A 19,413-nucleotide genomic window follows, 5' to 3' on the forward strand; every position below is an offset into this window, starting at 1 on the left:
CTTCATGCTGCGGCGCGGGCACGCGCTGCCAGCGATACGGCGACCGGCCGGGCCGTTGCGGCCCGGCCGGTCGTTCGTCAGTTGAGCGCCATGCTCAGCTTGCGCCGCCATCCGGCGACGATCTCGGGGCGGTCGCCCGCCAGCTCGAACACGGAAATCATCGTCTTGCGGCCGAGATCGTCGCCGTACGCGCGGTCGCGCAGCACGATTTCCAGCAACTGCTCCAGCGCGCCTTCATACTCGCGCCGCGCGATCAGGCTCTGCGCGAGGTCGAAGCGCGCGTCGAGATCGCCCGGGTTCGCCGCGATACGGGCTTCGAGCGCGTCGGTCGGCGGCAGGTCGGCCGTTGCGTCGAGCGCGTCGAAACGGGTCTTGATCGCCTGGTAGCGCGGATCGCCGCCGTCCACGATCTGCGGCGACAGGCGCTCGGCCTCGGCGCGTGCGACTTCGACCTGGTTGTTCGCGAGCAGCAGTTCGATCAGGTCGAGGCGTGCGTCGTCGAAACCGGGGTTCAGCGCGAGCGCCGCTTCGAGGTGCGTGAGCGCGTCGTCGTAGCGCGATTCGGCCATCGCGTACTGCGCGGCGCGGCGTTCGGCTTCCTCGGGCGCCGGCAGCAGCCGGTCGAGGAACGCGCGCAACTGCCCTTCGGGCAGCACGCCGACGAACTGGTCGACCGGGCGCCCGTCCGCGAACGCGATCACGTGCGGGATGCTGCGCGTCTGGAAGTGCGCGGCGAGTTCCTGGTTCTCGTCGACGTTGACCTTCACGAGCTTCCAGCGGCCTTCGTAATCGGCTTCGAGTTTTTCGAGCAGCGGGCCGAGCGTCTTGCAGGGGCCGCACCACGGCGCCCAGAAGTCGACCAGCACGGGCGTGTCGAGCGACGCCTCGATGACGTCTTTCTCGAATGTGGCAAGCGTGGTGTCCATGTCGTTCTCTTCCGTTCGAATATCGTCAGGATGGGGGCGGCGCGCCCGTTTTTCAACGCGGCTTCGACTCGGGTAGCGGAATCCACTCGGTCTCGCCCGGCACCTTGCCCATTTCCTGGCGCGTCCAGGCTTCCTTCGCGCGCGCGATCGCGTCGCGGCTGCTGGCGACGAAATTCCATTCGATGAAGCGCTCGCCGTCGATCTTGTCGCCGCCGAGCAGCATCGCGCGCGCGCCGCCGGCGCTCGTCAGCGTGACCGCCGCGCCCGGCGCGAGCACGGCCATCTGCTCGGCCGGAACCGGCGTGCCGTCGATCGCGAGATCGCCGTCGACCACGTAGACCGCGCGCTCCTGGTGCGACGCGTCGAGTTCGATGCGGCCGCCGGCCGCGAATTCGGCCGCGACGTACAGCGTGCGCGAGAACGTCGTGACCGGCGAGCGCAGCCCGAACGCATCGCCGGCGATCACCGTCAGCGACACGCCGTCTTCGTCGCGCTTCGGCAGCGTGTCGGCCGCATGGTGCTCGAACGACGGCTCGGTGGTTTCGTGCGCGCGCGGCAGCGCGACCCAGGTCTGGATTCCGTGCACGGTGTGGCCGTTTGCGCGCTGCGCGTCGGGCGTGCGTTCGGAGTGGACGATCCCGCGGCCGGCCGTCATCCAGTTCACGTCGCCCGGCACGATTTCCTGCCGCGAGCCGAGGCTGTCGCGGTGCAGGATCGCGCCGTCGAACAGGTAGGTGACGGTCGCGAGCCCGATATGCGGATGCGGGCGCACGTCGAGCCCGGTGCCGGCCGGCAGCGTGGCGGGCCCCATGTGATCGAAGAAGATGAACGGGCCGACGAGGCGCGCTGCGAGCGCGGGCAGCGTGCGGCGCACCTGCAGGTTGCCGATGTCGCGCACGTGCGGCTTCAGCAGGGCTTTGATCGAGTCGGTCATGGCGGGTCCGGTGATGCAATGGGGATGCAGGTCATTGTAATAGCCGCCCGCCGACGATTCCATGCGCGCCGCGCGGGTATCTGGCCGGGCGGCGAAACCCGGTAGACTGACGCGCTTCGGAACAACGATTCGACAATCGAGGAGACGCCGATGATGGCCCCGAAGGACTTGCTGCTCGCGCTGGTCGTGATTCTGGCGTGGGGCGTTAACTTCGTCGTGATCAAGGTCGGCCTGCACGGGATGCCGCCGATGCTGCTCGGCGCGCTGCGCTTCACGCTCGCGGCCGTGCCCGCGGTGTTCTTCGTGCGCCGGCCGCAGATTCCGTGGCGCCTGCTGGTGCTGTACGGCGCGACGATCCAGCTCGGCCAGTTCGTGTTCCTGTTCACCGGCATGTACGTCGGCATGCCGGCCGGCCTCGCGTCGCTCGTGCTGCAGTCGCAGGCGTTTTTCACGCTGGTGTTCGCGATGCTGTTCCTCGGCGAGCAGCTGCGCGTGCAGAACCTGGTCGGGCTCGCGATCGCCGCGGGCGGGCTCGTCGTGATCGCGGCGCAGGGCGGCCGTGCGATGACGCTCGCGGGTTTCCTGCTGACGATCTGCTCGGCCGCGATGTGGGCGTTCGGCAACATCGTCACGAAGAAGGTCGGGAAAGCGAACCTCGTGTCGCTCGTCGTATGGGCGAGCCTCGTGCCGCCCGTGCCGTTCTTCCTGCTGTCGCTGTGGTTCGAAGGGCCGCAGCGGATCGCGACCGCGCTCGCCGGGCTCGACGGTGCGTCGATCTTCGCGGTCGTCTATCTCGCGTTCGTCGCGACGCTGCTCGGCTACGGGCTGTGGAGCCGCCTGCTGTCGCGCTACCCGGCCGCGCAGGTCGCGCAATTTTCGCTGCTGGTGCCGATCGTCGGGCTCGCGTCGTCGGCGCTGCTGCTCGACGAGCACCTGACGCGCGCCCAACTGCTCGGTGCGGCGCTCGTGATGGGCGGGCTCGCGGTGAACGTGTTCGGCGGGAAACTGATGCGCCGCTTCGCGCCGTCGTGACGCGCCGGCACGCGCTGCGTGCCGGCGGTGGGGCGGGGTGGCCGGGTACGGCCGTCAGGCCATCCGGTTCTTCGCAAGCGGCGGATTCGCGGCGAAATAACGCTTGATGCCGCGGAAGATCGCGTCGGCCATCTCGTCGCGATAGCTGTCGTCGTTGAGCCTGCGCTCTTCGTCCGGGTTGCTGATGAACGCGGTCTCGACGAGGATCGACGGAATGTCGGGCGCCTTCAGCACCGCGAACCCGGCCTGTTCGACCGAGCCCTTGTGCAGCTTGTTGATGCCGCCGACTTCCTTCAGCACGTAGTTGCCGTAGCGCATCGAATCGCGGATCTGAGCGGTCGTCGACATGTCGAACAGCGCGCGGCTCACGGCCGCGTCCTGCGTCTTGATGTTGATGCCGCCGATCAGGTCCGACGAATTCTCCTTGTTCGCGAGCCAGCGCGCCGCGGCGCTCGACGCGCCGTGATCGGATAGCGCGAACACCGACGAGCCGCGCGCGGACGGCGTCGTGAAAGCGTCCGCGTGGATCGACACGAAGAGATCGGCGCCCACGCGGCGCGCCTTCTGCACGCGCACGTTCAGCGGCACGAAGAAGTCGGCGTCGCGCGTCATCATCGCGCGCATGTTCGGCGCGCCGTCGATCTTCGCGCGCAGCTTCTTCGCGATGTCGAGCGCGATGTGCTTCTCGTACGTGCCGCCGCCGCCGATCGCGCCCGGATCCTCGCCGCCGTGGCCCGGATCGATCGCGACCGTCAGCAGGCGTACGGTGCCGCCCTTGCCGGATTTCGGTGCGGTGAACTTGTAGGTGTCGCCGTCGTCGTCGCTGTCGTCGCGGCGCGCGATGACGGGCGGCGGCTTGACGGCCGGCTTCGCGGGCGTCGCAGGCGTGCCGGCAGCGGGCGGCGTGTGCGGCGTGGCCGGCGTGGCCGGCGTGTTCTGCGCGAAGCGCTGGAAGAACGCGTCGCTGTTGTCGTTGCCCGCGACGGGCGGCGTCGCCGGCCCGTTCAGCGCGCTCGGCGGCTGCATCTGCTGCGCGCGCGCCGTGTCGTTGAGCGCCTGTTCCTTGCGTTCCGTCTGCGCGATCAGGTCGGTCAGCGGATCGGGCGCGACGGCCGGATACAGGTCGAACACGAGCCGGTACTTGTAGGTGCCGACCGGCGGCAGCGTGAACACCTGCGGCTTCACCGAGCCTTTCAGGTCGAACACCATCCGCACGACGTGCGGCTGATACTGGCCGACGCGCACCGACTGGATCTGCGGATCGTTCGGCGCGATCTTCGACACGAGGTCGCGCAGCGCCTGGTCGAGATCGAGGCCGTTCAGGTCGACGACGAGACGGTCCGGCCCCTGCAGCAGTTGTTGGCTATTCTGCAGCGGCTGGTCGGATTCGATCGTGACGCGCGTGTAATCGCGCGCGGGCCACACGCGCACGCCGAGCACCGACGACGCGTGCGCGAGCCGCGGGGCGACGAGGCCGAGCACCAGCGTCGACGCGCCCGCGCGCAGGATCTGGCGGCGCCGCCAGTTATGCGTCGCGGTGGCCGCCGATTCGATCGAGCGGAACGGTTTGATCAACATCTTTCGAGACATGCCTTTCCTGAAGCGCTGTACGCCCGGACGGTGAGGGTGCGGCCGTCGCCATCCACGTCGAGCGAGAAAACCAGATCGGGCACGCCGAGCAGCGCGCCCGCCTGTTGCGGCCATTCGACGAGGCAGATCGCGCTGGAATTGAAATATTCGCGAAAGCCTGCGTCGGACCATTCGGCCGGATCGTTGAATCGATACAGATCGAAGTGATAGACCTCGAGTTCCCCATCGCTGCGTTCGAGCGCGTACGGCTCGACGAGCGTATAGGTCGGGCTGCGCACGCGTCCCTGGTGGCCGAGGCCGCGCAGGATCGCGCGCACGAGGCTCGTCTTGCCCGCGCCGAGATCGCCGACCAGCTGGATCTGCAGCCCGTCGAACGCGTGCGCGCGGGCGAGATCGATGCGCGCCGCGTCGAGCGCATGCGCGAAGCGCGTGCCGAAAGCATCGGTCGCCGCTTCGTCGGCGAGCGCGATCACGCGCTCCGCGAGCGGGGCCGGCAGCATGGCGGCGTGAGGCGTATGGGACGTGGCTGGCATTCTCGTAAAATAGTGCGATGAACCGATTACCGGAACTCGCCGCATCCGACAGGCCTTCGACTCATGCCGAAGGCGCGGCGCCGTGCGCGCTCGACGATGCGGCCTTGACTGCGCTCGCCGCTCGCATCAGGACGTGGGGGCGCGAATTGGGTTTCGGGGCGATCGGCATCAGCGATACCGATCTCTCGGATGCCGAAGCAGGCCTCGCCGCCTGGCTGGAAGCCGGATACCACGGCGAAATGGATTATATGGCGAAACATGGGATGAAACGCGCGCGGCCGGCCGAACTTGTGGCCGGTACGCGACGCGTGATTTCCGTGCGGCTCGCCTACCTGCCGGCCGAAACACTCGCCGCCGGCGCACCCGACGGCGAGCCCGGCGCGCTCGCGCTGCACGACTGGCGCGCGCGCGAACGGGCGCGGCTCGACGATCCGCAGGCGGCCGTCGTGTCGATCTATGCGCGCGGCCGCGACTATCACAAGGTGCTGCGCAACCGGCTGCAGACGCTCGCGGAGCGCATCGAGCACGAGATCGGCGCGTTCGGCTATCGCGTGTTCACCGACTCGGCGCCCGTGCTCGAGGTCGAGCTCGCGCAGAAGGCCGGCGTCGGCTGGCGCGGCAAGCACACGCTGCTGCTGCAGCGCGACGCGGGTTCGCTGTTCTTCCTCGGCGAGATCTACGTCGATATTCCGCTGCCGACCGACGCGCATACGTCGCCCGATACCGCACCCGAGACGCCCGGCGCGCATTGCGGCAGTTGCACGCGCTGCATCGATGCGTGCCCGACCGGCGCGATCGTCGAGCCGTACCGCGTCGATGCGCGCCGCTGCATCTCGTACCTGACGATCGAGCTGAAAGGCAGCATCCCCGAGCCGCTGCGGCCGATGATCGGCAATCGCGTGTACGGCTGCGACGACTGCCAGCTCGTGTGCCCGTGGAACAAGTTCGCGCAGGCCGCACCCGTCGCCGATTTCGACGTGCGGCACGGCCTCGACCGCGCGACGCTCGTCGAGCTGTTCGGGTGGGACGCGCAAGCGTTCGATACGCGGATGCAGGGCAGCGCGATCCGGCGCATCGGCTACGAAAGCTGGCTGCGCAATCTCGCGGTCGGGCTCGGCAATGCGCTGCGCGCGAGCGCGGACCGGCTTTCGCCGCAGGCGCGCGACGCGATCGTCGCCGCGTTGCGCGCGCGGGCCGACGATCCGTCGCCGGTCGTGCGCGAGCATGTCGAATGGGCGCTGCGCGCCGCGTGAAGGCGGCGTAAAGTGTCGTCGGCGCGCGGCGGTGCCGCGCGCATCCATCGCTCAGGAGAGGGCAATGTTCAATGCAGTCATCGACGCGCCGTTCGGCAAGGTCGGCATCCGCACGGACGCCGCGGTGGTGCGCGAGATCGTCTATCTGCCCGAATCGGTGAAGTCGGTCGATCCGGATTCGCCGCTCGCGAAGCGCGCGGTCAAGCAGATCGAACGTTATTTCGAGCGCGCGTCGGCGCGCTTCGACCTGCCGCTCGCCGAAGTCGGCAGCGCGTTCCAGCACCGCGTGTGGGACGTGATCAGCGATATCCCGCCCGGCACGGTGCTGACCTACGGCCAGGTCGCGAAGCGGATCGGCAGCGCGCCGCGCGCGGTCGGCCAGGCGTGCGGCGCGAACTACTTCCCGCTCGTGATCCCGTGCCATCGCGTCGTCGCGGCAGGCGGCCTCGGCGGCTTCGCGAACCACGACGACAACGGTTACTACCAGAAAGTGAAGCGCTGGCTGCTGGCGCACGAGGGCGTGCCGTACCGATGAGCGAACCGCTGATTTCCCCCGAAGCCGACGACGATGCCGCCGCGGCATCGCCCGCGCTGCTCGCGAGCCGCGCGTCGATCGACGTGTTCTGCGATGCGCTGTGGCTTGAGCACGGGCTCTCGCGCAACACGCTCGACGCGTACCGGCGCGATCTGGTGCTGTTTTCCCGATGGCTGGCCGCGACGCACGACGCGCCGCTCGATTCGGCCGACGAGGCGATGGTGACGGGCTATATCGCCGCGCGCAGCGACGGCAAGGCGACGTCGTCGAACCGGCGACTGTCGGTGTTCCGTCGCTATTACGGCTGGGCCGTGCGCGAGCATCGCGCGAGCGCGGACCCGACGCTGCGGATCACGTCCGCGAAACAGGCGGCCCGGTTTCCGTCGACGCTGTCCGAGGCGCAGGTCGAGGCGCTGCTCGGTGCGCCCGACATCGACACGCCGCTCGGCCTGCGCGATCGCACGATGCTCGAGCTGATGTACGCGAGCGGGCTGCGCGTGAGCGAGCTCGTGACGCTGAAGACCGTCGAGGTCGGCCTCAACGAGGGCGTCGTGCGCGTGATGGGCAAGGGCTCGAAGGAGCGGCTCGTGCCGTTCGGCGAAGTCGCGCACGGCTGGATCGAGCGCTACCTGCGCAATGCGCGGCCGGCGCTGCTCGGCGCACGCGCGGCCGATGCGCTGTTCGTGACCGCGCGCGGCGACGGAATGACGCGCCAGCAGTTCTGGAACATCATCAAGCGCCACGCGCAGCAGGCCGACGTGCGCGCGCACCTGTCGCCGCACACGCTGCGGCATGCGTTCGCGACACACCTGCTGAACCACGGCGCCGACCTGCGCGTCGTGCAGTTGCTGCTCGGCCACAGCGACATCTCGACCACGCAGATCTATACGCACGTCGCGCGCGAGCGGCTGAGGACGCTGCACGCGCAACACCATCCGCGCGGCTAGTGCACGGGGGGCGCGCGATTCCGGCACGGCGCATTCTTCGCGGCGCGCGCCGGCAGGCGTCAGGCCAGGTCGCGCAGCTTGTGCTTCAGCACCTTGCCGGTCGATGCGGCCGGCAATGCGTCGAGCACGCGGATGTGAGCAGGGCGTTTGTAAGGCGCCAATCGCTCCGCGCACCATGCGTGCAATGCCGCTTCGTCCGCCGCCGCGCAGGGCACCAGCTCGACGAACGCGAGCACTTCCTCGTTGCCTTCGACCGCGCGGCCGATGACGGCTGCCTGCACGACGTCCGGATGCGCGTTCAGAACCTGTTCGACTTCGACCGGATACACGTTGAAGCCGGACCGGATGATCAGTTCCTTGCTGCGGCCCGCGATCGTCACCGCGCCGTCTGCGTCCTGCCGCGCGAGATCGCCGGTGCTCAGCCAGCCGTCCGGCGACACGGCCGCGCGCGTGGCGTCCGCGTTGCGGTAGTAGCCGAGCATCACGTTCGGCCCGCGCACGCGGATCTCGCCGACTTCGCCTTGCGGCACGTCGGTGCCGTCCGGCGCGACGATCCGCATGTCGACGCCCGGAATCGGCACGCCGACCGAGCTGTCGGCGCGCGGCGCGTCGAGCGGCGTCTGCGTGATCGTCGGGCTGCTTTCGGTCATCCCGTAGCCGTTGTGCAGCGGCATGCCGTACACGCCCTCGACGCGCGCCTTCAGGTTCGCATCGAGCGGCGAGCCGCCCGAATACGCGAAGCGCAGGCGCGGCGCGTGCCACGCGTGGCCGTGCGTGTGCAGGTGTTCGAGCAGCTTCGCGTGCATCGCGGGCACGCCCTGGAAGATCGTGACGCCTTCGTCGGCGAGCGCGATGCGCACGGCCTCCGGCGCAAAGCGCGGCGCGAGCCGCAGCGTCGCGCCCGCGTACAGGCTGCCGAGGCAGACCGACGCGAGCCCGTACACGTGCGACACGGGCAGCACAGTGTAGACGACGTCGTCCGGCGACACGCGGCGCAACGTGCTCGACGTCGCCGCGATGAACAGCAGGTTGCGGTGCGACAGCATCACGCCTTTCGGCGCGCCGGTCGTGCCGGTCGTGTAGATCAGCGCCGCGCATTGCGCGGCACCGTCGGCGGCCACCGGTTCGGCAGGCGCGCTCGCATCGACGCGATACGACCAGGTGCCGATGTCGACCGGCAGCGCGCCGGCGGGTGTTGCGCCAAGCCGCGCCGCGTGGGCACGTGCGTCGGGCGATGCGTCCGTCGCGAACGCGATCAGCTTCGGACGCGCGTGCGCGGCGATCGCATCGAGTTCGCCGGCGGACAGCCGCGCGTTCGACACGAGCGCCCACGCATCGACGCGGGCGACCGCGAACAGCAGCACGATCTGCGCGACGCAGTTTTCCGCGACGATCATCACGCGGTCGCCGCCCTGCACGCCGAGGCTCGCGAGCCGCGCGGCCGCCGCATCGACGGCCTGCGACAAGTCGCCGTACGACAGGCGGCGCGCGTCCTCGATCAGCGCCGGGTGCGCGGGCGCCCGCGCTGCCCAGCGCGCGGGCACGTCGGCGATGCGGCCGGGCAGCGCGGCGAGCAGCGCATCGACGTCGAGCGACTCGGATGAACGGATGGGCGAGGGCATGGCGTCTCCAGAAAAGGGGCGGGCGGCGGCGTGACGATGTTTGCGAACGATCGTGCCATGACGGCGCATGCGCCACAATCGGCCAAACGGGCAATAGCGCTTCGCGATGTTCGCAATGATGATGGGCGGAATCGCCACGGCGACGCCGCGGGCCGCCCCGCGGAAAACGGGCCGCGAGTATACCGCCGGCGCGGGCACGCCATCGCGCGCGCCGGTCGTTCGCCATTAGAATGCCGCCATGAGCAAATCCAGACACGTGTCCGAAACCCCTGCGACCCAGCTGTTGCGCCGCCACGGCGTCACGTTCGGCGAGCATCCGTACGAATACGTCGAACACGGCGGCACCGGCGAATCGGCGCGCCAGCTCGGCGTCGACGAGCACAGCGTCGTGAAGACGCTCGTGATGGAAGACGAACACGCGAAGCCGCTGATCGTGCTGATGCACGGCGACCGCACCGTGTCGACGAAGAACCTCGCGCGGCAGATCGGCGCGAAGCGCGTCGAGCCGTGCAAGCCCGAGGTCGCGAACCGCCATTCGGGTTATCTCGTCGGCGGCACGTCGCCGTTCGGCACGCGCAAGACGATGCCCGTCTACGTCGAGGCGACGATCCTCGAATTGCCGACGATCTACCTGAACGGCGGCCGTCGCGGCTACCTCGTCAGCCTCGCGCCGGCGGTGCTCACGTCGCTGCTCGGCGCGCAGCCCGTGCAGTGCGCGAGCGTCGACTGAGGGTTTCACCTTCGTGGCAGGCCGCGCTCGTTCGGTAGAATGGGCGCCGTTTCGGCTTGCCGCGCACAGAGCCGTCCCTTTACCGATACGTTGAAAGAAGAGTCCTCCGCATGCAGATCCTGCTCGCCGCCCTCGTTGCCTACCTGATCGGTTCGGTGTCGTTCGCCGTCGTCGTCAGCGCCGCGATGGGCCTGGCCGACCCGCGTTCGTACGGGTCGAAGAATCCCGGCGCGACCAACGTGCTGCGCAGCGGCAACAAGAAAGCCGCGATCCTGACGCTCGTCGGCGACGCATTCAAGGGCTGGATTGCCGTCTGGCTCGCGCGGCGCTTCGGCCTGCCCGACGTCGCGGTCGCATGGGTCGCGATCGCCGTATTCATCGGCCACCTGTATCCGGTGTTCTTCCGCTTCCAGGGCGGCAAGGGCGTCGCGACCGCGGCCGGCGTGCTGCTCGCCGTACACCCGGTGCTCGGGCTCGCGACCGCGCTGACCTGGCTGATCGTCGCATTCTTCTTCCGCTATTCGTCGCTCGCGGCGCTGGTGGCGGCGGTGTTCGCGCCGGTGTTCGACGTGTTCCTGTTCGGCGCGGGCCGCAACCCGGTCGCATGGGCCGTGCTCGCGATGAGCGTGCTGCTCGTGTGGCGTCACCGCGGCAATATTTCGAAGCTGCTCGCAGGGCAGGAGAGCCGGATCGGCGACAAGAAGAAGGCGGCCGCGGACGGCGGCGCGCAGGACGGCGGGAAAGCCTGACGAAGCGGTGCTTGCCGCGCGCCGGGCGCGCCGCGTGTGCGGGGCCCGGCGTGATGACGGGACGGCTCGGCCGGCGATCAGTCGCGGAAGTTGTTGAAGTCGAGCGGCGTATCGGTCACGTCCTTGCGCAGCATCGCGATCACGCTCTGCAGGTCGTCGCGCTTCGTGCCCGCCACGCGCACCGCGTCGCCCTGGATGCTCGCCTGCACCTTGATCTTGCTGTCCTTCACGAGCCGCACGATCTTCTTCGCGAGATCGCCCGTCACGCCTTTCTTCACGGTGACGATCTGCTTGACCTTGTCGCCGCCGATCTTCTCGACCTTGCCGTAGTCGAGGAAGCGCACGTCGACGTTGCGCTTGGCCAGCTTGCCGATCAGCACGTCCTTGACCTGGCCGAGCTTGAAATCGTCGTCGGCGAACAGCGTCAGCTCGCGTTCCTTCTGCTCGACGCGCGCGTCGGAGCCCTTGAAGTCGAAGCGCGTCGAAATTTCCTTGTTCGACTGCTCGATGGCGTTCTTCACTTCGATCATGTTCGCTTCGGAAACGACGTCGAACGATGGCATGGCATTCTCCCTTGAGATGCGGGCACCCGGCTCGCGCGCGGGCACTCGCTATAATTGCGGACTGTTTGCCATTTTACCGATGCCCCTCCGTTTGCCCAAGGCCGGCCATGCGCCGCCCGGGCCGACGTGACCGCGAATGCCGATGCCTCCTGACGATTCCGCCCTGTCGCTGCTTCCCGACCATCCGCTCGCCGCGCACAACACGTTCGGCATCGACGCGAACGCGCGCTTCGCCGCGCGCATCACGCACGCGTCGCAGTTCGAGGCGCTGCATCGCGACCCGCGCGTCGCGAACCTGCCGCAGCTCGTGCTCGGCGGCGGCAGCAATGTCGTGTTCACGCGCGATTTCGACGGCGTCGTGCTGCTCGACGAGATCGCGGGCCGTCGCGTCGTGCGCGAGGACGGCGACGCGTGGTACGTCGAGGCCGGCGGCGGCGAGAACTGGCACGGCTTCGTCGCGTGGACGCTCGAGCACGGGATGCCGGGCCTCGAGAACCTCGCGCTGATCCCGGGCACCGTCGGCGCTGCGCCGATCCAGAACATCGGCGCGTACGGCCTCGAGATGAAGGTGTATTTCGATTCGCTGGTCGCCGTCGAGCTGTCTACGGGGCGCAGCGAGCGCTTCGACGCCGCGCGCTGCGCGTTCGGCTATCGCGACAGCTTCTTCAAGCGGGAAGGGCGCGGCCGGTTCGCGATCGTGTCGGTGACGTTCCGGCTGCCCAGGCAATGGGCGCCGCGGCTCGGCTACGCGGACGTCACGCGCGAGCTCGACGCGCGCGGCATCGCGCCCGATGCGGCGACGCCGCGCGACGTGTTCGACGCGGTCGTCGCGATCCGCCGCGCGAAGCTGCCCGATCCGCTCGTTCTCGGCAACGCGGGCAGCTTCTTCAAGAACCCGGTGATCGACGCCGTGCAGTTCGATGCGCTGCGCGCCCGCGCGCCCGATGTCGTGTCGTATCCGCAGCCGGACGGGCAGGTGAAGCTCGCGGCCGGCTGGCTGATCGATCGCTGCGGCTGGAAGGGGCGGGCGCTGGGCGCGGCGGCCGTGCACGACCGCCAGGCGCTCGTGCTCGTCAATCGCGGCGGCGCGACGGGCGCCGACGTGCTCGCGCTGGCACGGGCGATCCAGGCCGACGTGCGCGAGCAATTCGGCGTCGAGCTCGAGGCCGAACCGGTCTGCCTGTAGCGCGGGGCCGCGCCGGTTTCCACGTCCCCAAACAAAAAGCGCCGATCGTCGATCGGCGCTTTTTGCGTCTGCTGCCGGATTCCCGCGGCGCGTCAGTGCTTGAGGCGGCCGAGCAGCAGGAACTCCATCAGCGCCTTCTGCACGTGCAGGCGGTTTTCCGCCTCGTCCCACACGACGCTCTGCGGGCCGTCGATCACGCCGGCCGTCACTTCCTCGCCGCGGTGCGCGGGCAGGCAGTGCATGAACAGCGCGTCCGGGTTCGCGTGGCCCATCATTTCCTCGTCGACGCACCAGTCGGCGAACGCCTTCATCCGCGCTTCGTTCTCGGCTTCGAAACCCATGCTCGTCCATACGTCGGTCGTCACGAGATCGGCGCCCTTGCATGCTTCGTTCGGATCGTCGAACACTTCGTAGAACGGCGCGCTGTCGGGCGACACGAGCTTCATGTCGAGCGCATAGCCGGGCGGCGTCGACAGGCGCAGCTTGAAGCCGAGGATCTGCGCGGCTTCGATCCACGTGTAGAGCATGTTGTTCGCATCGCCGACCCACGCGACGGTCTTGCCGGCGATCGGGCCGCGGTGCTCGTAGTACGTGAAGATGTCGGCGAGCACCTGGCACGGGTGGTATTCGTTGGTCAGGCCGTTGATCACCGGCACGCGGGAGTTTTCCGCGAAGCGCTGGATGACCTCCTGCTCGAACGTGCGGATCATGATGATGTCGACCATCCGCGAGATGACCTGCGCGGAATCCTCGACGGGCTCGCCGCGGCCGAGCTGCGTGTCGCGCGTGCTCATGAAGACGGCGTGGCCGCCGAGCTGGAAGATCCCGGCCTCGAACGACAGGCGCGTGCGCGTCGAGCTCTTCTCGAAGATCATCGCGAGCGTGCGGTCGTGCAGCGGGTGATAGGTCTCGTAGTTCTTGAACTTGCGCTTCAGGATACCCGTGCGTTCGAGCACGTACTCGTAGTCTTCCAGCGAGAAATCCTTGAACTGCAGGTAGTGACGAATGGTTTTGGCGGTCATGAAGCGAAATACGGCGGGTTTCACCCGGCAGCGAGGCCGGACGGCGCCGCCGTCGGGTGTGGATAACTCAAAGCAGCATAAAGGATTTTCTGTGCTTTGACGAGCCGCGAAGAGAGGCGGGGCACGATCGCGGTGCACGGCCGGCGGCACGGGAAGGGGGTGTCGGGACGACGCGCGATGGCGCGCTGCGGTATAATCGAAAAGTTTTCTCCAGCCCGGCAGGCAAGCCTCCTCGCGCTCTGCCGGACACAAGCTGTGCGCTGCACAAATCCGGTGCGGCACACCGGCGGCGCGCATCGACGTCCTGTTTTCGGGATATCCGGATGCTTGTGCCGCCGTCCATTCCAGCTTTGTGTTCGCGTATCCAGGCGCCGTCGCCTGGGCATCGCCGGGCCGTCACTTGGGTAACCACATGGCTGAAACCCCTCCGACCGAATTCTTTATCCAGGGCATTACGAAAGACGGGAAAAAGTTTCGCCCGAGCGACTGGTCGGAACGTCTGGCCGGTGTGATGGCCTGCTTCGGGCCGGGGGCGAGCGGGCCGAATGCGCGTCTCAAGTATTCGCTGTACGTGCGTCCGACGATGCTCGGCGACCTGAAATGCGTGATCCTCGATTCGCGGCTGCGCGATGTCGAACCGATGGCTTTCGATTTCGTGCTGAATTTCGCGAAGGACAACAACCTCGTCGTCACCGAGGCGTGCGAGCTGCCGGACTACGGCGCGAAGAAGTGATGCGGTGATGTCGGCGGGCGAGGGCGCCTGGTGCGCCCGCCCTGACTGTCGTCGGTCGGCGCGATGCCCCGATGCCCGGACGACAGGCAACAAAAAAGCCCGCCTAGGCGGGCTTTTTTGCGATCGCAGGAAACAGGAACGCCCGCGTGAGCGGGCGCACCGGATTTACGCTGCTGCCTGCAGGCCCTTGACGGCTGCGGCGAGGCGGCTCTTGCTGCGAGCGGCCTTGTTCTTGTGAACGATCTTCTTGTCGGCGATCGTGTCGATCGTCTTCACGGCAGCCTTGAACAGCTCGGCAGCCTTTGCCTGGTCGCCGGCTTCAACAGCCTTGCGAACCGACTTGATCGCGGTACGGAATTTCGAGCGCAGCGCCGAGTTGTGCGAGTTTGCCTTCGCGGCCTGGCGGGCGCGCTTGCGTGCTTGTGCGGAGTTAGCCATGACGGTTCCTTATCCTGTCCTGTTTCCAGAGCTTGGAGCCTGACGGCCAAGCGCTGCTTTTCGATCCGTCCCCTGAGAACGATTGCCCAGGGGCGCATAAAAAAACGGTGATTTTAACCGAGGCCGGAACATGGAAACGGCAGTTGCCGTACATGTACAGGCCTAGAAACGGGCGATTATAGCAACAAAATCAAGCGAGTGGCAAGATCGATGTGACACCCGCCGGGCGGGGCGCCGGCGGCGGGCGCGCTTTTCGGCATCGGGCGGTGGCCGGGCCACGCAACGTCCGTATAATAAGCGCCCCATGAATCTATTCCGAGCCCTGCTGACGGTCAGCGGCTTCACGCTGCTGTCGCGCGTGACCGGACTGGCCCGCGAGACGCTGATCGCCCGTGCGTTCGGCGCCAGTCAATACACCGACGCGTTCTACGTCGCCTTCCGCATCCCGAACCTGCTGCGCCGCCTTTCTGCGGAAGGTGCGTTCTCGCAGGCGTTCGTGCCGATCCTCGCCGAGTTCAAGAACCAGCAGGGGCACGATGCGACGAAGGCGCTCGTCGACGCGATGTCGACCGTGCTTGCGTGGGCGCTTGCCGTGCTGTCGGTCCTCGGGATCGCCGGCGCGTCGTGGGTCGTGTTCGCGGTCGCGTCCGGCCTGCACACCGATGGCCGTGCGTTCCCGCTCGCGGTCACGATGACGCAGATCATGTTCCCGTACATCGTGTTCATCTCGCTGACGACGCTCGCGTCCGGCGTGCTGAACACGTACAAGAGCTTCTCGCTGCCCGCGTTCGCGCCGGTGCTGCTCAACGTCGCATTCATCGCCGCGGCCGTGTTCGTCGCGCCGCACCTGAAGGTGCCGGTGTTCGCGCTCGCGTGGGCCGTCATCGTGGGGGGCGTGCTGCAGTTCCTCGTGCAGCTGCCGGGCCTGAAGAAGATCGACATGGTGCCGCTGATCGGCCTCAACCCGCTGCGCGCGCTGCGGCACCCCGGCGTGAAGCGCGTGCTCGCGAAGATGGTGCCCGCGACGTTCGCGGTGTCGGTCGCGCAGCTGTCGCTGATCATCAACACCAACATCGCATCGCGGCTCGGGCAGGGCGCCGTGTCGTGGATCAACTACGCCGATCGTCTGATGGAATTCCCGACGGCGCTGCTCGGCGTCGCGCTCGGCACGATCCTGCTGCCGAGCCTGTCGAAGGCGCACGTCGACGCCGATTCGACCGAGTATTCGGCGCTGCTCGACTGGGGGCTGCGCGTCACGTTTCTGCTCGCGGCGCCGAGCGCGCTCGCGCTGTTCTTCTTCGCGACGCCGCTCACCGCGACGCTCTTCAACTACGGCAAGTTCGACGCGCATACCGTCACGATGGTCGCGCGCGCGCTCGCGACCTACGGGATCGGCCTGGTCGGCATCATCCTGATCAAGATCCTTGCGCCGGGCTTCTATGCGAAGCAGGACATCAAGACGCCCGTGAAGATCGCGATCGGCGTGCTGATCGTCACGCAGATCTCGAACTACGTGTTCGTGCCGCTGATCGGCCATGCGGGCCTCACGCTGAGCATCGGCGTCGGCGCGTGCCTGAACTCGCTGCTGCTGTTCATCGGGCTGCGCAAGCGCGGTATCTACCAGCCGTCGCCGGGCTGGCTGCGCTTCTTCATGCAGCTCGTCGGTGCGACGCTCGTGCTCGCGGGCGTGATGCACTGGTTCTCGATCAGCTTCGACTGGACCGGGATGCGCACGCAGCCGCTCGATCGCATCGCGTTGATGGCCGCGTGCCTCGTGCTGTTCGCTGCACTATATTTCGGTATGTTGTGGGTGATGGGCTTCAAATACGCTTACTTCAGAAGGCGCGCCAAGTGACGACCGCTATGACCCGCGTCCTCGACTACTTCAGCACGCTCGTGGCGGACGACGACAGCCTGCCCGTCACGGAGACCGCGCTGTCGCTGGCGCAGGACGCGTATCCCGACCTCGACCTGCAGGGCACGCTGGCCGAACTCGACATGCTGGCGGCGCGGCTGCGCCAGCGGCTCGCCGACGATGCGGACCTGAAAGGCCGCGTCGCCGCGCTGAACGACTTCTTCTTCCGCGAACTCGGCTTCGCGTGCAATCACAACGATTACTACGACCCCGATAACAGCCACCTGAACGCCGTGCTGAAACGGCGGCGCGGGATCCCGATCTCGCTGTCGGTGCTGTATCTGGAGCTCGCCGAGCAGGTCGGCGTGCCGGCGCGCGGCGTATCGTTCCCCGGCCATTTCCTGCTGCGCGTCACGCTGCCGGACGGCGACCTGATCATCGATCCGACCAACGGCCATTCGCTGTCGGAAGCCGAGATGGTCGAGATGCTCGAGCCGTACGTCGCGCGCGCGGCCGGCGCGGTAGACAGCGCGTTGCGCGCGCTGCTGCAGCCCGCGACGAGCCGCGAGATCATCGCGCGGATGCTGCGCAACCTGAAGACGATCTATCTGCAGACGGAACGCTGGCAGCGGCTGCTCGCGGTGCAGCAGCGGCTCGTGATCCTGTTGCCCGAGCAGCTCGACGAGGTGCGCGATCGCGGTTTCGCGTATGCGCGGCTCGACTACCTGCGCCCCGCGCTCGAGGATCTCGAGCAGTATCTCGGCGAGCGGCCGGAGGCGGACGATGCGACCGTCGTCGAGTCGCAGGTGACCGAATTGCGGCAGCGGATGCAGCGCGACGGCGAGGACTGAGCCACCGCGCGACTGCCGGAATCCGGAATGAAAAACGCCCGCATCGCGGGCGTTTTTCATTCGCGCTTACTTCGGCTGCATCCGGATAGCGCCGTCGAGGCGGATCACTTCGCCGTTGAGCATCGGATTCTCGACGATCTGGCGCACCAGCATCGCGTATTCGGCCGGTTTGCCGAGCCGCGGCGGGAACGGCACCATTGCGCCGAGCGCGTCCTGCACGTCCTGCGGCATGTCGAGCAGCATCGGCGTCTCGAACAGGCCGGGCGCGATCGTCATCACGCGGATGCCGCTGCGCGCCAGGTCGCGCGCGATCGGCAGCGTCATGCCCGCGACACCGGCCTTCGAGGCCGCGTACGCGGCCTGGCCGATCTGCCCGTCGAACGCGGCGACCGACGCGGTACTGACGATCACGCCGCGCTCGCCGTCCGCGGTCGGCGCGGTTGCGGCCATCGCGGCCGCCGCGAGCCGGATCATGTTGAACGTGCCGACGAGGTTCACGTTGATCGTCTTCGCGAACACGTCTAGCGGATGCGCGCCGTCCTTGCCGACGGTCTTCGCGGCGGGCGCGATGCCCGCGCAGTTGACGAGGCCGCGCAGCGTGCCCGCGCGCGTCGCCGCGTCGACGGCCGCCTGCGCGTCGGCTTCGCTCGACACGTCGCAGCGCACGAATGCACCGCCCAGCTCGGTCGCGAGCGCGACGCCCGCCGCCTCGTTCAGGTCGGCGAGCACGACCTTGCCGCCGGCCTGCGCGAGCATCCGCGCCGTTCCGGCGCCGAGGCCCGACGCGCCGCCCGTGATCAGAAAGACGTTGCCGCGAATCTCCATGACTGTCTCCTTTGTCGACCGCCCTTGGCGCTTTAGCGCTTAGGGAGGTCCCATGCAAGGCGGTCGACCGCCCTTGGCGCTTTGGCGCTTGGGGAGGTCCCACGCAAAGCGGTTGTGCTGTCCGATGCGAAGCGATCGGTTGAAAAAACGTGTGCCGGTTGGCAGCGCGCATGCATCCGACCGATTGTACGGGGCGCCATCGCCCGGCGGCGAGACAAGCGCGGTCGTGCGAAGCTCGGCCGGGCGAAAAAAAACCGCCCGGAAAGGGCGGCTTGCGGTGCGCGATGCGGTGCTTACTTCAGTGCGTCGAACGCGCGCTCGCGGATTTCCTCGACGCTGCCGAGGCCCGAGATCTTGCGATACTGCGGCGCCTTCAGGCCGTTTTCCTCGCCGCGCTGCGCCCAGTCGCCGTAGTACTTGATCAGCGGCTTGGTCTGCGCTTCGTACACTTCGAGACGCTTCTTGACGGTTTCTTCCTTGTCGTCGTCGCGCTGGATCAGCGGTTCGCCCGTCACGTCGTCGTGGCCTTCGACCTTCGGCGGGTTGAACTTGACATGATACGTGCGGCCCGATGCCGGGTGCGTGCGGCGGCCGCTCATGCGCTCGATGATTTCCGAGAACGGTACGTCGATCTCGAGCACGTAGTCGATCGCGACACCGGCGTCCTTCATCGCATCGGCCTGCGCGATCGTGCGCGGGAAGCCGTCGAACAGATAGCCGTTCGCGCAATCGGATTCCTTCAGGCGCTCCTTGACGAGGCCGATGATCAGGTCGTCCGTCACGAGCTTGCCTTCATCCATGAAGCGCTTCGCTTCGATGCCGAGCGGCGTGCCGGCCTTCACGGCCGCGCGCAGCATGTCGCCCGTCGAGATTTGCGGGATGCCGAATTTTTCCTTGATGAAGTTTGCCTGGGTGCCCTTTCCCGCGCCGGGCGCGCCCAACAGGATCAAACGCATGGTGATATCTCCAAGTATGTAGATTCGTGTGGCGAGACGCAAAGGCGCCGGCGACAACGTGCGCGGGGCTTGCCTGGCGCGCGGCGGACCGGTCTGATGCGGCGCGTCGGCTTCGGCGACGCGCGGCTGCCGG

General features: G+C 67.9%; 20 protein-coding genes. 10 read left to right on the forward strand and 10 right to left on the reverse strand.

Features of this window, described 5'->3' with window-relative positions; translation table 11 throughout:
* Positions 1 to 77 precede the first annotated feature (77 nt).
* Entirely contained in the window at positions 78 to 926 is an 849-nt protein-coding gene (gene trxA, locus AC3WLY_RS22815) for a thioredoxin (protein ID WP_425132523.1), read from the reverse strand.
* Positions 927 to 978: 52 nt separating this feature from the next.
* On the reverse strand, positions 979 to 1,860 hold the full coding sequence (locus tag AC3WLY_RS22820) for a pirin family protein (protein ID WP_492308922.1): 882 nt from the start codon (positions 1,858 to 1,860) through the stop codon (positions 979 to 981).
* A 153-nt stretch (positions 1,861 to 2,013) separates the two neighbouring features.
* On the opposite strand from AC3WLY_RS22820, the gene AC3WLY_RS22825 reads away from it, so the two are divergent.
* Positions 2,014 to 2,892 carry an EamA family transporter gene (locus AC3WLY_RS22825; protein ID WP_492308965.1) on the forward strand — a complete coding sequence of 293 codons (879 nt, stop codon included), beginning with the start codon at positions 2,014 to 2,016 and terminating at the stop codon, positions 2,890 to 2,892.
* 54 nt (positions 2,893 to 2,946) lie between these two features.
* Here the strand turns inward: AC3WLY_RS22825 and AC3WLY_RS22830 are convergent, their stop codons facing one another.
* Both AC3WLY_RS22830 and tsaE read right to left on the reverse strand, forming a co-directional pair.
* Complete coding sequence (locus tag AC3WLY_RS22830; RefSeq protein ID WP_492308921.1) at positions 2,947 to 4,482, reverse strand: N-acetylmuramoyl-L-alanine amidase; 1,536 nt, start codon at positions 4,480 to 4,482, stop codon at positions 2,947 to 2,949.
* On the reverse strand, positions 4,464 to 5,015 hold the full coding sequence (gene tsaE / locus AC3WLY_RS22835) for a tRNA (adenosine(37)-N6)-threonylcarbamoyltransferase complex ATPase subunit type 1 TsaE (RefSeq protein ID WP_175961915.1): 552 nt from the start codon (positions 5,013 to 5,015) through the stop codon (positions 4,464 to 4,466). Before tsaE ends, AC3WLY_RS22830 begins: the two co-directional genes overlap by 19 nt.
* A gap of 17 nt (positions 5,016 to 5,032) precedes the next feature.
* Here tsaE and queG point away from each other — a divergent pair, with 17 nt between their 5' ends.
* The 3 genes from queG to xerD all read left to right on the forward strand — a co-directional run bounded on the left by queG (position 5,033) and on the right by xerD (position 7,750).
* Entirely contained in the window at positions 5,033 to 6,268 is a 1,236-nt protein-coding gene (gene queG / locus AC3WLY_RS22840) for a tRNA epoxyqueuosine(34) reductase QueG (RefSeq protein WP_425132525.1), read from the forward strand.
* 64 nt (positions 6,269 to 6,332) lie between these two features.
* The gene (locus AC3WLY_RS22845) at positions 6,333 to 6,803 is read left to right on the forward strand and encodes a methylated-DNA--[protein]-cysteine S-methyltransferase (RefSeq protein WP_174382600.1); all 471 of its coding nucleotides are present in this window, start codon (positions 6,333 to 6,335) and stop codon (positions 6,801 to 6,803) included.
* Positions 6,800 to 7,750 (forward strand): site-specific tyrosine recombinase XerD, encoded by a 951-nt coding sequence (gene xerD / locus AC3WLY_RS22850; protein WP_034178857.1) that lies wholly within the window; start codon positions 6,800 to 6,802, stop codon positions 7,748 to 7,750. The genes AC3WLY_RS22845 and xerD overlap by 4 nt, the downstream gene beginning before the upstream one ends.
* Positions 7,751 to 7,809: 59 nt before the next feature.
* Here the strand turns inward: xerD and AC3WLY_RS22855 are convergent, their stop codons facing one another.
* Positions 7,810 to 9,372, reverse strand: a complete 1,563-nt coding sequence (locus AC3WLY_RS22855; RefSeq protein ID WP_204424296.1) for a class I adenylate-forming enzyme family protein — start codon at positions 9,370 to 9,372, stop codon at positions 7,810 to 7,812.
* A 238-nt stretch (positions 9,373 to 9,610) separates the two neighbouring features.
* Between AC3WLY_RS22855 and ybaK the strand changes: the two genes are divergently transcribed.
* Together ybaK and plsY are read left to right on the forward strand one after the other, a co-directional pair.
* Entirely contained in the window at positions 9,611 to 10,102 is a 492-nt protein-coding gene (ybaK, locus tag AC3WLY_RS22860; protein ID WP_347067178.1) for a Cys-tRNA(Pro) deacylase, read from the forward strand.
* A gap of 110 nt (positions 10,103 to 10,212) precedes the next feature.
* Positions 10,213 to 10,851: a glycerol-3-phosphate 1-O-acyltransferase PlsY gene (plsY, locus tag AC3WLY_RS22865; protein ID WP_204424292.1), complete on the forward strand. Its 639-nt coding sequence runs from the start codon at positions 10,213 to 10,215 to the stop codon at positions 10,849 to 10,851.
* Positions 10,852 to 10,928: 77 nt separating this feature from the next.
* On the opposite strand, the gene AC3WLY_RS22870 is transcribed toward plsY, so the two are convergent.
* Positions 10,929 to 11,414 (reverse strand): YajQ family cyclic di-GMP-binding protein, encoded by a 486-nt coding sequence (locus AC3WLY_RS22870; RefSeq protein WP_011885818.1) that lies wholly within the window; start codon positions 11,412 to 11,414, stop codon positions 10,929 to 10,931.
* A gap of 136 nt (positions 11,415 to 11,550) precedes the next feature.
* Between AC3WLY_RS22870 and murB the strand changes: the two genes are divergently transcribed.
* Positions 11,551 to 12,600 carry a UDP-N-acetylmuramate dehydrogenase gene (gene murB, locus AC3WLY_RS22875; protein WP_492308920.1) on the forward strand — a complete coding sequence of 350 codons (1,050 nt, stop codon included), beginning with the start codon at positions 11,551 to 11,553 and terminating at the stop codon, positions 12,598 to 12,600.
* A 92-nt stretch (positions 12,601 to 12,692) separates the two neighbouring features.
* On the opposite strand, the gene argF is transcribed toward murB, so the two are convergent.
* On the reverse strand, positions 12,693 to 13,622 hold the full coding sequence (argF, locus tag AC3WLY_RS22880) for an ornithine carbamoyltransferase (protein WP_034178853.1): 930 nt from the start codon (positions 13,620 to 13,622) through the stop codon (positions 12,693 to 12,695).
* Positions 13,623 to 14,034: 412 nt separating this feature from the next.
* Between argF and AC3WLY_RS22885 the strand changes: the two genes are divergently transcribed.
* On the forward strand, positions 14,035 to 14,355 hold the full coding sequence (locus AC3WLY_RS22885) for a DUF3579 domain-containing protein (protein WP_069248689.1): 321 nt from the start codon (positions 14,035 to 14,037) through the stop codon (positions 14,353 to 14,355).
* A 165-nt stretch (positions 14,356 to 14,520) separates the two neighbouring features.
* Here AC3WLY_RS22885 and rpsT read toward each other — a convergent pair whose 3' ends face one another.
* The gene (gene rpsT / locus AC3WLY_RS22890) at positions 14,521 to 14,793 is read right to left on the reverse strand and encodes a 30S ribosomal protein S20 (protein ID WP_006482211.1); all 273 of its coding nucleotides are present in this window, start codon (positions 14,791 to 14,793) and stop codon (positions 14,521 to 14,523) included.
* Between the two features lie 304 nt (positions 14,794 to 15,097).
* Between rpsT and murJ the strand changes: the two genes are divergently transcribed.
* Both murJ and AC3WLY_RS22900 read left to right on the forward strand, forming a co-directional pair.
* Positions 15,098 to 16,648 carry a murein biosynthesis integral membrane protein MurJ gene (gene murJ, locus AC3WLY_RS22895; RefSeq protein ID WP_175961909.1) on the forward strand — a complete coding sequence of 517 codons (1,551 nt, stop codon included), beginning with the start codon at positions 15,098 to 15,100 and terminating at the stop codon, positions 16,646 to 16,648.
* Positions 16,649 to 16,656: 8 nt separating this feature from the next.
* Positions 16,657 to 17,499: a SirB1 family protein gene (locus AC3WLY_RS22900; RefSeq protein WP_175961908.1), complete on the forward strand. Its 843-nt coding sequence runs from the start codon at positions 16,657 to 16,659 to the stop codon at positions 17,497 to 17,499.
* A 66-nt stretch (positions 17,500 to 17,565) separates the two neighbouring features.
* On the opposite strand, the gene AC3WLY_RS22905 is transcribed toward AC3WLY_RS22900, so the two are convergent.
* Both AC3WLY_RS22905 and adk read right to left on the reverse strand, forming a co-directional pair.
* Positions 17,566 to 18,324 (reverse strand): SDR family NAD(P)-dependent oxidoreductase, encoded by a 759-nt coding sequence (locus tag AC3WLY_RS22905; protein WP_425132529.1) that lies wholly within the window; start codon positions 18,322 to 18,324, stop codon positions 17,566 to 17,568.
* Between the two features lie 293 nt (positions 18,325 to 18,617).
* On the reverse strand, positions 18,618 to 19,280 hold the full coding sequence (gene adk / locus AC3WLY_RS22910; RefSeq protein WP_034178848.1) for an adenylate kinase: 663 nt from the start codon (positions 19,278 to 19,280) through the stop codon (positions 18,618 to 18,620).
* Positions 19,281 to 19,413: the final 133 nt, after the last annotated feature.

The organism is Burkholderia sp. FW306-1C-G01B (assembly GCF_058781685.1).

What these genes read in the sequence shown, in the direction of transcription:
- trxA (WP_425132523.1), bottom strand. Translation starts at nt 926, where the DNA reads ATGGACACCACGCTTGCCACATTCGAGAAAGACGTCATCGAGGCGTCG.
- AC3WLY_RS22820 (WP_492308922.1), bottom strand. Translation starts at nt 1,860, where the DNA reads ATGACCGACTCGATCAAAGCCCTGCTGAAGCCGCACGTGCGCGACATC.
- AC3WLY_RS22825 (WP_492308965.1), top strand. Translation starts at nt 2,014, where the DNA reads ATGGCCCCGAAGGACTTGCTGCTCGCGCTGGTCGTGATTCTGGCGTGG.
- AC3WLY_RS22830 (WP_492308921.1), bottom strand. Translation starts at nt 4,482, where the DNA reads ATGTCTCGAAAGATGTTGATCAAACCGTTCCGCTCGATCGAATCGGCG.
- tsaE (WP_175961915.1), bottom strand. Translation starts at nt 5,015, where the DNA reads ATGCCAGCCACGTCCCATACGCCTCACGCCGCCATGCTGCCGGCCCCG.
- queG (WP_425132525.1), top strand. Translation starts at nt 5,033, where the DNA reads ATGAACCGATTACCGGAACTCGCCGCATCCGACAGGCCTTCGACTCAT.
- AC3WLY_RS22845 (WP_174382600.1), top strand. Translation starts at nt 6,333, where the DNA reads ATGTTCAATGCAGTCATCGACGCGCCGTTCGGCAAGGTCGGCATCCGC.
- xerD (WP_034178857.1), top strand. Translation starts at nt 6,800, where the DNA reads ATGAGCGAACCGCTGATTTCCCCCGAAGCCGACGACGATGCCGCCGCG.
- AC3WLY_RS22855 (WP_204424296.1), bottom strand. Translation starts at nt 9,372, where the DNA reads ATGCCCTCGCCCATCCGTTCATCCGAGTCGCTCGACGTCGATGCGCTG.
- ybaK (WP_347067178.1), top strand. Translation starts at nt 9,611, where the DNA reads ATGAGCAAATCCAGACACGTGTCCGAAACCCCTGCGACCCAGCTGTTG.
- plsY (WP_204424292.1), top strand. Translation starts at nt 10,213, where the DNA reads ATGCAGATCCTGCTCGCCGCCCTCGTTGCCTACCTGATCGGTTCGGTG.
- AC3WLY_RS22870 (WP_011885818.1), bottom strand. Translation starts at nt 11,414, where the DNA reads ATGCCATCGTTCGACGTCGTTTCCGAAGCGAACATGATCGAAGTGAAG.
- murB (WP_492308920.1), top strand. Translation starts at nt 11,551, where the DNA reads ATGCCGATGCCTCCTGACGATTCCGCCCTGTCGCTGCTTCCCGACCAT.
- argF (WP_034178853.1), bottom strand. Translation starts at nt 13,622, where the DNA reads ATGACCGCCAAAACCATTCGTCACTACCTGCAGTTCAAGGATTTCTCG.
- AC3WLY_RS22885 (WP_069248689.1), top strand. Translation starts at nt 14,035, where the DNA reads ATGGCTGAAACCCCTCCGACCGAATTCTTTATCCAGGGCATTACGAAA.
- rpsT (WP_006482211.1), bottom strand. Translation starts at nt 14,793, where the DNA reads ATGGCTAACTCCGCACAAGCACGCAAGCGCGCCCGCCAGGCCGCGAAG.
- murJ (WP_175961909.1), top strand. Translation starts at nt 15,098, where the DNA reads ATGAATCTATTCCGAGCCCTGCTGACGGTCAGCGGCTTCACGCTGCTG.
- AC3WLY_RS22900 (WP_175961908.1), top strand. Translation starts at nt 16,657, where the DNA reads ATGACCCGCGTCCTCGACTACTTCAGCACGCTCGTGGCGGACGACGAC.
- AC3WLY_RS22905 (WP_425132529.1), bottom strand. Translation starts at nt 18,324, where the DNA reads ATGGAGATTCGCGGCAACGTCTTTCTGATCACGGGCGGCGCGTCGGGC.
- adk (WP_034178848.1), bottom strand. Translation starts at nt 19,280, where the DNA reads ATGCGTTTGATCCTGTTGGGCGCGCCCGGCGCGGGAAAGGGCACCCAG.